13 protein-coding genes, 1 pseudogene and 1 riboswitch are annotated in these 12,507 nt (G+C 49.6%); of the genes and pseudogenes, 8 read left to right on the top strand and 6 right to left on the bottom strand.

Translation table 11 applies throughout. The features are described 5' to 3' along the window. The first annotated feature begins 48 nt into the window (after positions 1-48). From KNO85_RS11650 to KNO85_RS11655, 3 genes are all read left to right on the top strand, one after another. Positions 49-330 carry a HesB/YadR/YfhF family protein gene (locus KNO85_RS11650; RefSeq protein ID WP_214790276.1) on the top strand — a complete coding sequence of 94 codons (282 nt, stop codon included), beginning with the start codon at positions 49-51 and terminating at the stop codon, positions 328-330. A gap of 97 nt (positions 331-427) precedes the next feature. Then, positions 428-562, top strand: a complete 135-nt coding sequence (locus KNO85_RS14975; protein WP_256441184.1) for a hypothetical protein — start codon at positions 428-430, stop codon at positions 560-562. A gap of 93 nt (positions 563-655) precedes the next feature. Beyond that, entirely contained in the window at positions 656-1,585 is a 930-nt protein-coding gene (locus KNO85_RS11655) for a manganese-dependent inorganic pyrophosphatase (RefSeq protein WP_214790278.1), read from the top strand. 109 nt (positions 1,586-1,694) lie between these two features. Here the strand turns inward: KNO85_RS11655 and KNO85_RS11660 are convergent, their stop codons facing one another. From KNO85_RS11660 to KNO85_RS11670, 3 genes are read right to left on the bottom strand one after another with little or no spacing between them, the layout of a single operon-like run. After that, positions 1,695-2,822 (bottom strand): DUF418 domain-containing protein, encoded by a 1,128-nt coding sequence (locus tag KNO85_RS11660; RefSeq protein ID WP_214790280.1) that lies wholly within the window; start codon positions 2,820-2,822, stop codon positions 1,695-1,697. Positions 2,823-2,842: 20 nt separating this feature from the next. Further along, the gene (locus tag KNO85_RS11665) at positions 2,843-4,396 is read right to left on the bottom strand and encodes an ABC-F family ATP-binding cassette domain-containing protein (RefSeq protein ID WP_074034179.1); all 1,554 of its coding nucleotides are present in this window, start codon (positions 4,394-4,396) and stop codon (positions 2,843-2,845) included. 60 nt (positions 4,397-4,456) lie between these two features. Next, entirely contained in the window at positions 4,457-5,065 is a 609-nt protein-coding gene (locus KNO85_RS11670) for an NAD(P)-dependent oxidoreductase (protein WP_214790282.1), read from the bottom strand. 126 nt (positions 5,066-5,191) lie between these two features. Next, positions 5,192-5,293: riboswitch (purine riboswitch) on the top strand. Positions 5,294-5,369: 76 nt separating this feature from the next. Here KNO85_RS11670 and KNO85_RS11675 point away from each other — a divergent pair. From KNO85_RS11675 to KNO85_RS11690, 4 genes and pseudogenes are all read left to right on the top strand, one after another. Continuing rightward, positions 5,370-5,951, top strand: coding sequence for a xanthine phosphoribosyltransferase (locus KNO85_RS11675; protein ID WP_214790284.1), 582 nt, complete (start codon positions 5,370-5,372; stop codon positions 5,949-5,951). Continuing rightward, positions 5,948-7,242 (top strand): annotated as a pseudogene (locus tag KNO85_RS11680) (nucleobase:cation symporter-2 family protein). Before KNO85_RS11675 ends, KNO85_RS11680 begins: the two are co-directional and overlap by 4 nt. Before the next feature lie 34 nt (positions 7,243-7,276). Next, entirely contained in the window at positions 7,277-7,924 is a 648-nt protein-coding gene (locus tag KNO85_RS11685; protein WP_214790286.1) for an NAD(P)H-binding protein, read from the top strand. Next, a complete protein-coding gene (locus tag KNO85_RS11690) occupies positions 7,921-8,313 on the top strand; it encodes an RDD family protein (protein WP_214790288.1) in 393 nt (130 codons plus the stop codon). The genes KNO85_RS11685 and KNO85_RS11690 overlap by 4 nt, the downstream gene beginning before the upstream one ends. A gap of 21 nt (positions 8,314-8,334) precedes the next feature. On the opposite strand, the gene KNO85_RS11695 is transcribed toward KNO85_RS11690, so the two are convergent. Beyond that, positions 8,335-9,600 carry a purine/pyrimidine permease gene (locus KNO85_RS11695; RefSeq protein ID WP_214790290.1) on the bottom strand — a complete coding sequence of 422 codons (1,266 nt, stop codon included), beginning with the start codon at positions 9,598-9,600 and terminating at the stop codon, positions 8,335-8,337. 73 nt (positions 9,601-9,673) lie between these two features. Between KNO85_RS11695 and KNO85_RS11700 the strand changes: the two genes are divergently transcribed. Then, positions 9,674-10,378, top strand: coding sequence for an alpha/beta hydrolase (locus KNO85_RS11700; protein ID WP_214790292.1), 705 nt, complete (start codon positions 9,674-9,676; stop codon positions 10,376-10,378). A 35-nt stretch (positions 10,379-10,413) separates the two neighbouring features. On the opposite strand, the gene KNO85_RS11705 is transcribed toward KNO85_RS11700, so the two are convergent. Then, entirely contained in the window at positions 10,414-11,592 is a 1,179-nt protein-coding gene (locus KNO85_RS11705; protein WP_214790293.1) for an MFS transporter, read from the bottom strand. Between the two features lie 117 nt (positions 11,593-11,709). Beyond that, positions 11,710-12,501 (bottom strand): endonuclease/exonuclease/phosphatase family protein, encoded by a 792-nt coding sequence (locus KNO85_RS11710; protein WP_214790295.1) that lies wholly within the window; start codon positions 12,499-12,501, stop codon positions 11,710-11,712. Positions 12,502-12,507 lie beyond the last annotated feature (6 nt).

Here is a 12,507-nt window from a genome sequence, read left to right on the forward strand (position 1 = left end):
CTTTTGAAACGTTTAGAATGAAAGAAGTAGTCGAGAGGAGGAAATGTTATGAAGATTCAAGTAACAGAAGAAGCGCTCCAATGGTTCAAAGAAGAGATGGAAGTCGAAGCGGGTCAAACGGTACGTTTATTCGCAAAATACGGGGGATCAACAGACTTGACGCATGGTTTCTCCGTCGGGGTCATCACGGAAAACGTGAACAATGCAGCTGTTGAGACAGAGGAAGATGGCATTCGCTTCGTCGTGGCGGAACAAGATGAATGGTTGTTCCAAGGGCAAGACGTGAAAGTCGAACTCCGCGGAGAAGAAATCGTTTTCGTTCAAGCCTGACGTTTCAGTTTGTTTACGTTTGATGAAATGTCGTTTGACGAAATCTGGCTTAGGGAACAGGTTACGACAAGTCGGATTTTCGAAAGGATGACACGATATGTCAGACAAAGAAAAGCGTGAACAAGAAGAAAAAGAGAAGTTGAAACGAGATCAACCGGACATCTCCCACGAAGAGGATTCAAAAGGAGATCATTCCGACCTCGAAGAGACAGATGAAGATGAACAATCATAAGAGCCGACACGGCTCTTTTTGTTTGGGAATTGAAAGAAATGCCGTGGACGTTATAATGGATAAGGGAAAACTATTTAGTGAGGAGAATGAGACATGAGTACAGTACTAGTCTTCGGACATAAAAATCCAGATACTGACACAATCACGTCAGCGCTCGCCTATGCCGAGCTGAAAAAGAAATTAGGAATGGACGCAGAGGCGGTCCGTCTCGGTGAAGTGAACGGGGAAACACAATATGCGCTCGATCATTTCCGCGTAAAAGCACCACGCTTGATCGAAAGTGTGAAAGGTGAGGCGGAAGAAGTCATCTTAGTCGATCACAATGAGTTCCAGCAAAGTGCGGACGGCATCGAAGACGTGCGAATCCTTGAAGTCATCGACCACCACCGCATCGCGAACTTCCAAACGGCAGATCCGCTCTACTATCGTGCAGAGCCAGTCGGATGCACAGCGACAATTTTGTTGAAATTGTATAAAGAGCACGGCGTTGAGATTGCAGCGGATATGGCCGGTTTGATGCTTTCAGCCATCATCTCAGATTCGCTTCTCTTCAAATCACCGACATGCACGGACGAGGACATCAAAGCAGCGAAAGAACTTGCAGAAATCGCTGGTGTCGATGTGGAAGCATACGGACTTGAGATGCTCAAAGCCGGTGCGGACCTTAGCCAAAAAACGATTGAAGAGCTCATCTCACTCGATGCGAAAGAATTTGCGATGGGCGACTATCGCGTCGAAATCGCACAAGTGAACACGGTCGATGCGAGCGATGTCTTGAACCGTAAAGAGGAAGTCGATGCAGCCATCGCTAATACGGTTGCAGCGAAAAACTTAGACTTGTTCGTCTTTGCCATCACGAACATTTTGACGAACGATTCAGAAGCGATCGTCGTCGGACCAAAGCCAGAACTCTTCGAACAAGCGTTCAACGTGACGCTTCAAAACGGATTGGCGACACTTCCGGGCGTCGTTTCGCGTAAGAAGCAAATCGTGCCATTCTTAACAGAAGCGGCGACAAAATAAAAACTCGAAGCATTAGCCTCGAGCGAAACTGCAGACGTTCATACGTCTGCAGTTTTTTATTTTAATTCATTTATTCATCATAAAAAAGACCGGACACTGAAGTCCGATCTTAAGATGATTTTGTTTGTCTTCCATACGTCCCTAAGCGCCATAGCTTCTCAAACGGTCCGTAACGGTGATTTTTTAGCCACCACATCGAGAAGATGGATTGGACAATTAAAATAGCGATGCTTAGGAACAATCCTTCGGTCAAAGAGAGCGTACCGTATGCTCCGAGCGCAATCACAGGGACGAAGACGATGAGCGTATGTGTCAAATAGTTCGTAAGCGCCATCCGTCCGAGCGCTTGGAGCGGGGCGAACGTGCGACCCTTTCGAACGGCTATCGTAAATAGGCAGACATATGTCGTGGCGAGTAACTTCCCGGAAATCAAGACGGCGAACAAGTTTAACCAGAAATAAGGATACCCTTCACCATAATGATGCCAAATGATTACGCCGAAGAACGGGAGGGCAAGGACAGCACAGATGATGGCTGTTCGTGTTAACCCTTCTAGACGCCATGTCAGGAGTTTTCGTTCACGTCCGATATACAGTCCGAACAAGAATAGACTGAGAATCTCGAAGCCGACAACGAACGAGTTGGAGAAGGCGTTAAAGATTTCAACAGAATACCGATAATCAAACCAGGCACCAAACCCTTGGTTAAACACATCTGGGAACGGGATACCACCATAATAGCTTCCGCCCATGCTCCATTCATTCAGCGCGGAAGTTCCGTACAACAGAAGGATACTTCCAATCAATAATCCCCAAGCCCATGTCAGAATGGCACGGTTACTCAACTTATAGAAAAGAGGAAGCAGCAAGCCCCACATCGCATATGTATGTAGGATATCACCTGACCAAATCGCCAAGTGTGCCAGACCGAACAAGAAGAGAATCAAAATCCGGCGTATGTAACGACTGACCGATTCGCCTCGGGCGTAAGAACGCTCGAGGAAAATCGAAAAGCCGATCCCAAATAAGAGGGAGAAAATCGTATAAAACTTCGTCTGCACGAACAAGTCGAAGAGGGTGCGGATGAACAAGTCGCTCCCATAATAGTCGGGGCGACCGAACATCCAGTCGCTCCCGAGCATACTCGGGATATTGACGAGGAAAATGCCGCAGAGGGCAAACCCTCGGATAATGTCATACAAGATAATCCGTTCATTCGTTTGAATTGGGCCAGCCATACGACACGTCCTTTACTGAATTAGAATACTTTCGTCGTCCACGACTCACAGTTCCAGACGTCTGTGACGATATCTTCATAGAATTCTGGCTCGTGACTGATGAGGAGGACACTACCCTTGTACTCTTTCAACGCACGCTTCAACTCTTCCTTCGCATCGACGTCCAAGTGGTTCGTCGGCTCATCGAGTAAGAGAAGGTTTGTCTCGTTGTTGAGGAGTTTACAAAGACGTACTTTCGCCTTTTCTCCACCACTGAGGACAGAAATCTTACTTTCGATGTGCTTCGTCATGAGTCCGCACTTCGCAAGCATCGCGCGTACTTGTTGTTGGTTAAGTGACGGGAATTCACTCCAAATCTCTTCGATACACGTATTGTTGCTCGTTGCCGCTTCCTGTTCGAAGTAACCCATTTCGAGAAACTCGCCGCGTTCGACTGTTCCTTCAAGTGGGTTGATTAGGCCGAGTAAACTCTTCAAGAGTGTCGTCTTCCCGATTCCGTTCGCTCCGACGAGGGCAATCTTTTGACCGCGCTCCATCTGAAGGTCGAGCGGGCGTGAGAGCGGCTCGTCGTAACCGATGACGAGACCTTTCGCATCAAAGATGAGACGTCCTGACGTACGGGCCTGCAAGAAGCGGAATTCCGGCTTCGGACGCTCCGCACTCAATTCGATGACATCCATCTTATCGAGCTTCTTCTGACGCGACATCGCCATGTTCCGTGTCGAGACGCGCGCTTTGTTTCGGGCGACGAAGTCTTTCAAGTCGGCAATCTCGGCTTGTTGACGCTTATAAGCTGCTTCAAGCTGTGAGCGTTTCATCTCGTATACTTCCATGAACTTGTCATAGTCTCCGACGTAGCGATTCAACTCTTGGTTCTCCATATGGTAGACCAAGTTGATGACGCTATTTAAGAACGGGATATCGTGTGAAATCAAGATGAAGGCATTGTCATAGTTTTGGAGATAGCGCTTCAACCACTCGATGTGTACTTCGTCCAAATAGTTGGTCGGCTCATCGAGGAGCAAGATATCTGGCTTCTCGAGAAGCAACTTCGCGAGCAATACTTTCGTACGCTGTCCGCCTGACAAATCTGTGACGTCACGGTCGAGGCCGACGTCTAAAATACCAAGACCACGTGCGACTTCCTCTACTTTCGCATCGATGATATAAAAGTCGTTCGAGTCGAGCGTCTCTTGAAGTTCACCGACCTCAGCGAGCATGTCTTCCATCTGTTCAGGTGTCGCATCTCCCATCTCCATGTAGAGTTCGCCGATGCGCGTCTCCATGTCGATCAAGTATTGGAAAGCACCTTTCAAGACGTCACGAATTGTCATCCCACGCTCAAGTACCGCGTGTTGGTCGAGGTAGCCGACACGGACATTTTTTGCCCATTCGATTTTTCCCTCATCCGGTTGCAGTTTGCGTGTGATGATGTTCATGAACGTCGATTTTCCTTCACCGTTCGCTCCGACGAGACCGATGTGCTCTCCTTTTAAGAGACGGAAAGAGACATCGTTCAAAATAGCGCGGTCACCAAAGCCGTGGCTTAAGTTTTGTACCGTTAATATACTCATAATTCGTTTTCGTTCCTTTCAAAGTAAACTACCCGATATTGTAGCATGAATCCAATCAAATTAGTACGCCAGTCCGACTGACTTCCTTATATGTTCATCCTCTTCGATGGTGTGAAGCATGAACTGGGCGACATCTGCCCGTGAGATATGCTTGCCGTTCTCTGGCACCTCATCGATGGCAGTTCGGTACGTTGAAGTACGCGGACCGTCTGTCAATTGCATCGGTCGTACAATCGTATAATCGAATGACGAGTTGCGCCATAAGTCAACGGCTGCCCGATGATCGCGGAGCGGTTTCCGGAGCATGAACGTGATGGCTTTCCCCGCAAGTCCCGGAATCTCATTGTCGATACCCGCGGAAGCCAAATAGATGACGCGCGAGATCCCATTCGCCTTCATTGCCGGGACGAGTTTGTCCGTGACACTCGCTAAAAAGTCTGGGTCACTCAAGTCCGTTCCGAGGCAACTGACGACCGCATCATGACCATGCATCGCTTCCGTTAACGAATCGATGTCATATAGATCCCCTTCGATGATTTCGAGTTGTGGGGTCTGAATCAGCTTTTTCTGTTCCCGTACGAACGCGGTGACGTCATGACCGTGCTCGATGGCTTGATCGACGAATTGATGTCCGGTCCGACCGGTTGCGCCTAATACGAATAACTTCATAAGGGCAAGGCTCCTCTCTCATATCCAATACATACAGTATACAGCAGTTTCAGAAAAATCGAACATTTCACCGTTTGATTCCAACCTATTGCATTTCTCGCCAGCTCGTCTACAATAAGGTCTATCTTATAAAAATAGATTCGCACTCGTATATCAGCGGAAATATGGTCCGCAAGTCTCTACCGAACTACCGTAAATGGTTCGACTACGGGTGGCGCTTGTCGTATGCTGTCGTTGATTTCCATGCGGTTCGTTGCCTCCCGATGAGGGGTGACGGATCGCATTTTTTTATGGAGGGAAAACAATGAAGCAATTAGAAGACAAAATCCGTGAAGAGGGTCGGGCGCTATCTGACCAAGTACTGAAGGTCGACGCCTTCTTGAATCATCAAGTCGATCCCGTACTCATGCAAGCCATCGGAAAAGAGTTTGCAGAGCGTTTCAAAGACGCTAACATCGACCGAATCGTCACACTCGAATCGAGCGGAATCGCACCGGCGATGATGACGGCACTTGAAATGGGCATTCCGTTCGTATTCGCTCGTAAACGGAAATCGCTGACGCTTCAAGACGATCTCGTTGAAGCAGACGTATATTCCTTTACAAAACAAGAGACGAACCGTATCAGCTTGAGCCGACGCTTCGTCTTACCAGGCGAACGTGTTCTCATCATCGACGACTTCCTCGCCAATGGGGAGGCGGCACTCGGATTGACACAACTCGTGGAGGCGGCAGGTGCAAAGGTCGCGGGTGTTGGTATCGTCATCGAAAAGTCGTTCCAACCAGGACGTGATAAATTGATCGAGCGTGGCTATCGCGTCGAATCATTGGCACGTATCGCAAAATTAGAGAAAGACCATATCTCATTCGTGGAGGTCGCGCGATGAATACGTTCAAGACGGCCAGTCTAGGGTTTCAACATCTACTCGCCATGTACACGGGAGCAGCCATCGTCCCGCTCATCGTAGGGGGTGCCATCGGTCTTGGACCGACCGAGCTCGCCTATCTCGTCGCAATTGATTTATTCATGTGTGGGGTGGCGACGCTTTTACAAGTATGGACGACACGCTTTACGGGTGTCGGATTGCCAGTCGTCCTCGGATGTACGTTCACGGCGGTCGGTCCGATGATCGCGATTGGAAGCGCAAATGGAATTACGGCCATTTACGGCGCATTGATTGCGAGCGGACTGATTGTCATTCTCATTTCTGGTTTTGTCGGGAAGCTCGCACGTTTCTTCCCGCCGGTCGTTCTCGGTTCGGTTGTGACGATCATTGGTCTCTCACTGATTCCGGTCGCCATCAATGACATCGGTGGCGGGATGCCCGGTGAACCTGGATTCGCATCCATGCAAAATCTCGGATTAGGTGGTTTGACGATTTTACTCATTCTCATCTTGAATCGTGTCGGTACTGTCTTCACACGCGCCGCTGCTGTCCTCTTTGCCGTACTCATCGGAACAGGGATCGCCGCTTCGCTCGGTCTTGTCGACTTCAGTCCTGTCCGTGAAGCCAGTTGGTTCCAAATGGTCCAGCCGTTCTACTTTGGCATGCCGACATTCGATGTGTCCGCCATCCTCGTCATGACGCTCGTCGCCATCATCTCGATGATTGAATCGACTGGTGTGTTCGTGACATCACGAAAAAGCCAATCGGTGCAAAAGAATTGACAAAAGGGTATCGTGCGGAAGGCGTCGCGACGATTCTCGGAGGAATTTTCAACAGCTTCCCATACACGACGTTCAGTCAAAACGTTGGATTGGTCCAATTGTCGGGTGTGAAATCTCGTCGCGTCATCTTCTGGACAGGTGGGTTACTCATCTTGCTCGGATTCCTCCCGAAAGTGGCCACGTTCACAACGTTGATTCCAAAACCCGTTTTAGGCGGAGCGATGCTCGTCATGTTCGGAACAGTCGCTGCTTCCGGTATTCGTATTCTCAGTCAGGTTGATTTTGCGAAAAATGAGAACTTGATCACGATCGCACTCTCGATTGGCGTCGGGCTCGGCATTACGGCAAACCCGGCTATCGTCGCGAACATGCCGGAATGGCTTCAATTGTTCACAGATAGCGCCATCGTAGCAGGTTCGTTCACAGCGCTCCTCTTGAACGGTTTCTTCCGTATGATGGACCGTTTCCGTCCCACGACGATTATTGCCGAGGAACGGCAAGTCAGCTAGACTGAAGGAAATAGTAGTCTAGGAGGAGTCATGAATGGGGAAAACTGCACTTGTCGTAGGCGCGACCGGCTTGATTGGCCGCGAATTGGTAGAACAGTTGTTAGAAAGTGACCGTTATGAGGCGGTCTGGATTGTCGTCCGTCGCTCGAAGCGTTGGAGTCATCCGAAGTTACACGAGGTCGTCGGCTTCGAGGAGATGGATGCGGCACTTCCACACATCGATGACGTATACTGTGCACTCGGTACGACGATTGCGGTCGCCGGCTCGCAAGAGGCGTTCAAACAAGTTGATTTGGAGTTGCCGCTTGAAGTCGCTCGTGTCGCCAAAGCACACGGTGCGACACGCTATGCGGTCGTATCGGCACAAGGCGCATCGCTACGTTCGTCTTTCTTTTACAACCGGGTAAAAGGGGAGCTCGAAAACGGATTGCGCATCTTCAACTTCCATCATCTCATTATCGCGCGTCCGTCGTTGTTACTTGGAGAGCGTGATTCATTCCGACTCGGTGAGAAAGCGGCCGAGGTCGTCAGTCGGCCGTTCCAGTCACTGCTTGTGGAAAAGGCACCGGAAGTCGCACCGATTCAAGCGCTGCATGTTGCACGTGCTTTAATCATGGCGTCTGAAGAAGGTGAAGGGATTGAAGTGTTGACGTCGGGGATGATGCAGAGGATGAGCCGATGAACCCATTGACGAAGAAACGAACGAAAGCGGTCCTGATCGATAGTGTGATTGCAGGTATCGTCAGCGTTGGTGTGGAACAATTCGTGCGCAAGAAAGTGAAGAGCGAGTTTGTGCATGCGGTCGTCACACCAACCTTGCTGACGTACGCGATGGAAGCCTGCCAAATGCGTCGAGGTGGACAAACGATCGGTTATAAACTGATGGGACTCGAGTTGAAAAATGACGACGGCACCGATGTCACGGCGAAACAGGCGCTACAGCGCGCCCTATACCGAGATACGTTGTCAGCGGTTCGGTACTGGAAAGACCGTGAGCATTTTGAACAAGAAGAAGGCGCCGTGTTACCGCACGATGCCCGTTACCATATGCATGTAAGCGAAAAGAACTGACCGATTGGGTCAGTTCTTTTTTCAATCCTTGATTTTACTTAAAATGGCCGTCGTCAAAGCGACGATTGTGCCGAGGACGAGTCCATTTGAAAAAACGGTCGCAAGGAGCGGCGGTAAATCATTCATGGAACCTGGGGGCAAGAGCATCGCACCGGCACCGATGACGAGCGGAAGACCGACCGTGAGAGAAGCCGTCGATTGTTTTAATTCGAAGGCGGCCTCATTGATTCCGATGATGATCATCGTCGCGATAAGTGGTGTCACGATCGCATAGCCGACAGCGGCTGGAATGCTCGCGATTAACGAGACGAATGGACCGATGAGTGCCAACCCCATCATGAGAGTGTGGGCGATCAAGTGAGGCGCACGCTGGACGCTCTCCGTCGAAGAGAGGAAACCGGCCGTCCCTGAGATGGCGACAGGACCCGGTGTACCGAACAGACCCGCCACGATTTGACTGATTCCACTGGCGACACCAGACGCAGGAACGTTCCCTTTGATTTCTCGTTTTTCACGAGAGCTGACAATCCGTTCAATTAATTTGATGTTCGCGAGTACATTCGTCATAAGAAGCAAGGTGATGACGAAAGCCGTCGGCAACAAGTTCCAATCCCATACCCAGTTTCCGAACGGAAGAAGTTCAGGGACGAGGAAGAAGGATTCTGAACGAACGATGGGGTTTCCGAGGTCGAGTAAATGAAACAGACCGAATCCAACAAATAGCGTCATGACGAGTCCGTATTGTTTGAAGCGACTTTGCTCGAGGGTGAGCGCGAACAAGACGAGACCAGCCGTTGCGACGGCTTGGACGATGTTGATCCCGTCTTCCGTCACCCCGAAGCCACCTTTAATAACAGCCCCTGATAACTGGAGGACGAGTAAAATCATATAGACGCCGAGCACTTGTGGTGTAAACAGGGAAAGCATTCGTCTTAAAATACCGGTGACGGTCAACAACACACCAAGGATCCCACTCAAGAACAACATAAATCCGAGTGCCTGCAACGTCTCTTGCTGACTTCCGTATAGGGCAGGACCGATGGATGCGTATAAGGTGAAGACGCCCCACCAAATGCCGGCAGGACCTTCGAGTATCGGGAGGCGGTGTCCGAGCAACGTCTGGACGATGCTAAAGAGTGCGAAAATGAAGAGTGAGCGGGATATGAAGGTCATCGTCTCATCTGGTGACAGTTCAAATAATGCGGCGATGGAGAGTGGTGGTACAATATTTGTAGCTAAAATAAAAATAAACCACTGAATCGTCGTGGTTACATTACTTCTGGTCATGGTGTCCCCCTGATCATGCTTTTTCTTATTAGTGTAACGTTATGATGAAGTGGATGCAAATGGAGGCTATATAATGAAGAAATTCTTCAAGTGGACAGGACTGATTGTATTAGGATTGCTTGTCGTCGCAATCGCCGGCTTTTTGATTTGGACACAGTTCACGTACGGACCGACCGATGAAGCGACACAGTATGCGGAAGAAGGAAAAGTGGTCGACAACCGTCTCGAGTTTGGAGATACGACGAGTGAAATCGGCATCATTCTTTATCCAGGAGCAAAAGTCGAGAAGGAGGCATATGCTTATTACGGTACACGATTAGCGGAAGAAGGAGTCTTCGTTGCGATTCCGTCGCTTCGTCTCAACTTAGGCATTTTAGATATCGACGCGGCGGCCCCGATCATCGAGGCACATCCGGAGATCGAACGCTGGATCGTGGCCGGTCATTCCCTCGGAGGTTCGGCGGCATCGGGGTATGCACTTGAGCATCAAGAGTTGGTGGAGGGTGTCATTTTCCTCGCCTCGTATCCGATCAGTTCGATGGTCGACAGCGACTTACGCGTATTATCGATCTCGGGTGAATTGGATGGGCTAGCTGTACCAGAAGATATCGAGGCAAGTCGAAGTGATCTTCCTGAAGATAGTCAATTCGTGCAAATCGAAGGCGGGAACCATGCGAACTTCGGGATGTATGGTCCACAAAAAGGAGATCAGGAAAGTCCGCTCACATCGAAAGAACAATTAGATGAAGTCCTTTCAGCGATTCTTGAATGGTTATGAAAAAACGTGCGCACCTGCATCGAGGTGCGCACGTTTTAGCGTTGGTCGAGCGAATAACTGACTGCGGTCAACCCGGCTGTGACGAGGGCGACCAAGCCGCCGACGAGCGCGAGTGTCATGATAGGGCTCGTCGCATAGACGACACCACCGAGAGCGGAACCGAGTCCAATTCCGACGTTACTCGCCACGGGCATAAGTGACGAGGCGAGACCTTTGGCGTTCGGGTTGAACTTCTCCGCCAAATCAATCAAATAAATTTGAGTTGATGTCGTCAATAAAATGGCCATGAACGACATGAGCGCGATGTTGAGAAGACCTAGCGTCACATTCGACGTCGTCACAAATAATGCGGCTAATACGAACGCTTGGACGAGAAAGACGAACCGTAAGCGTCCGATTGGATTGTGACTAGCAATCTTTCCAGCAGCAATGTTACTGAAAATCGAAATGAATCCGTATGCGAATAGGATCGGACTTACCCAGGCGACCGGTACGCCGAGTACATCTTTTAAAATCGGTACGAGATACGTGTACACGACATACGTTGCCCCGAAACCAAACGCCGGAATCAAGAAGGCAATCAAGATGCGAGGGTTCGTCAGCAATGTCAATTGTTCGCGAAGTGATGCTTTTTCTTGAGACAGTTGGTTCGGCAAGACACGATAAATCGCAATCCAGGCGACTGCGCCGAGTGTGGTCGTCAACCAAAACGTTGACTCCCAGCCTGCCTGTTGTCCGATAAACGTCCCGATTGGAACACCGAACACGTTGGCCATCGTGAACCCACCAAAAATAAAGGATACTGCGACCCCACGCTTCGCCGGTGGGACACTCTCACTGGCGACGAGCATGGCAAGCGAGATCAACACGCCAGTGACGACGGCCGTCAACATGCGTAAGATGAGTAGCCACTCATATATCGGTGCGAGACTGCTCAGTAAGTTCAGGACAGTGAACAAGATGGTCAGGCCAAGCATCAATTTACGTTTCGGAAGATGGCTCGTCAATGACATCATAATTGGCGTGCCGATGGCAAAACTGATGGCGAATGCCGATACGAGACTACCGGCCGTCGCAATCGAGATGGCTAAACCGGTTGCGATGTCAGGCAAAATTCCGACAATGACAAATTCACTCGTTCCGAGAACGAAGGTTAATAAGGATAAGGATAAAACTAAAGTCCAGTCGCTTCGACTGAGCGAGCTTGTCTTCATGTTCAAACACTTCTTTCTAGTTCATTCATTAGTAGTTAGACATCAGTCTTCTCTCACGTTACAAGATTTTTCCCAAAAGAAAAACCCTTTTCTCCCAAGTCGGAAGAAAAAGGTGAATCAACGCCAAAACACGGTCGCTTCGACACCAGCGTGGTCAGAGACGATAGGACCGTTCTCTCCGTCAAAAACGACGGCATGGCGTGAAACGTGAATTGGGGCGTTCGTCAGCATCAAGTCGATGCGAAGCGATTTCTTGTTTTCATCCCATCCGGCGATTTTTCCTTGTACCGTTGCATCGCCTTCCCGTTCTGTTGCGAGATGGAACAAATCTTGGAGTCCATTCTCCATCAAGTAATCGTATCCTTCTCCACGAATGAAGGCATCGTTATTGAAGTCGCCGAGTAGAAGGGCATGGTCGTCATGCTCGACGCGACGAATCAGTTCATCGAGTTGGTGTTTTACCGGCTCTTCTTCGTCATGCCACCACCCGAGATGACACGAGTAAACGGTCGTCGGAGCATCTGCTCCTTCGATGACGGCTTTGACAATCTTGCGGGACTTGTAATTGTCTGGGTCCGTCGTCTTCGATACAAAGAACGATTCTGTTGATAGGAATGGTTTACGTGACAGGATGGCGACGCCTTCCTCATAAATATCGTATCCGTAATGGGCAAAATCCCATGTCATATGATAGTGGACGTCCAACTCTTTCAGACGTTCGACGAGGACGTGTGCGAAGTTGTTCTCACGGATGTTCTCGTAAAGGATTGGAGCCTCTTTATGTTGATTGACTTCTTGAAGCGCGATGAGGTCATACTCTTCACTCGCGATACGTTCGACGATGGCGTCAATCTTTTCTTGTTGACGGTCTTCTAACCAGGCGTGACAATTGAGCGTTAAAATATTCACGATAGT

The organism is Exiguobacterium sp. s124, from assembly GCF_018617485.1.
Taxonomy (GTDB): Bacteria; Bacillota; Bacilli; order Exiguobacteriales; family Exiguobacteriaceae; genus Exiguobacterium; species Exiguobacterium aestuarii.

Excerpts from the sequence above, each read along its gene's own strand:
- KNO85_RS11650 (WP_214790276.1), top strand. The coding sequence starts at position 49 with ATGAAGATTCAAGTAACAGAAGAAGCGCTCCAATGGTTCAAAGAAGAG.
- KNO85_RS14975 (WP_256441184.1), top strand. The coding sequence starts at position 428 with ATGTCAGACAAAGAAAAGCGTGAACAAGAAGAAAAAGAGAAGTTGAAA.
- KNO85_RS11655 (WP_214790278.1), top strand. The coding sequence starts at position 656 with ATGAGTACAGTACTAGTCTTCGGACATAAAAATCCAGATACTGACACA.
- KNO85_RS11660 (WP_214790280.1), bottom strand. The coding sequence starts at position 2,822 with ATGGCTGGCCCAATTCAAACGAATGAACGGATTATCTTGTATGACATT.
- KNO85_RS11665 (WP_074034179.1), bottom strand. The coding sequence starts at position 4,396 with ATGAGTATATTAACGGTACAAAACTTAAGCCACGGCTTTGGTGACCGC.
- KNO85_RS11670 (WP_214790282.1), bottom strand. The coding sequence starts at position 5,065 with ATGAAGTTATTCGTATTAGGCGCAACCGGTCGGACCGGACATCAATTC.
- KNO85_RS11675 (WP_214790284.1), top strand. The coding sequence starts at position 5,370 with ATGAAGCAATTAGAAGACAAAATCCGTGAAGAGGGTCGGGCGCTATCT.
- KNO85_RS11685 (WP_214790286.1), top strand. The coding sequence starts at position 7,277 with ATGGGGAAAACTGCACTTGTCGTAGGCGCGACCGGCTTGATTGGCCGC.
- KNO85_RS11690 (WP_214790288.1), top strand. The coding sequence starts at position 7,921 with ATGAACCCATTGACGAAGAAACGAACGAAAGCGGTCCTGATCGATAGT.
- KNO85_RS11695 (WP_214790290.1), bottom strand. The coding sequence starts at position 9,600 with ATGACCAGAAGTAATGTAACCACGACGATTCAGTGGTTTATTTTTATT.
- KNO85_RS11700 (WP_214790292.1), top strand. The coding sequence starts at position 9,674 with ATGAAGAAATTCTTCAAGTGGACAGGACTGATTGTATTAGGATTGCTT.
- KNO85_RS11705 (WP_214790293.1), bottom strand. The coding sequence starts at position 11,592 with ATGAAGACAAGCTCGCTCAGTCGAAGCGACTGGACTTTAGTTTTATCC.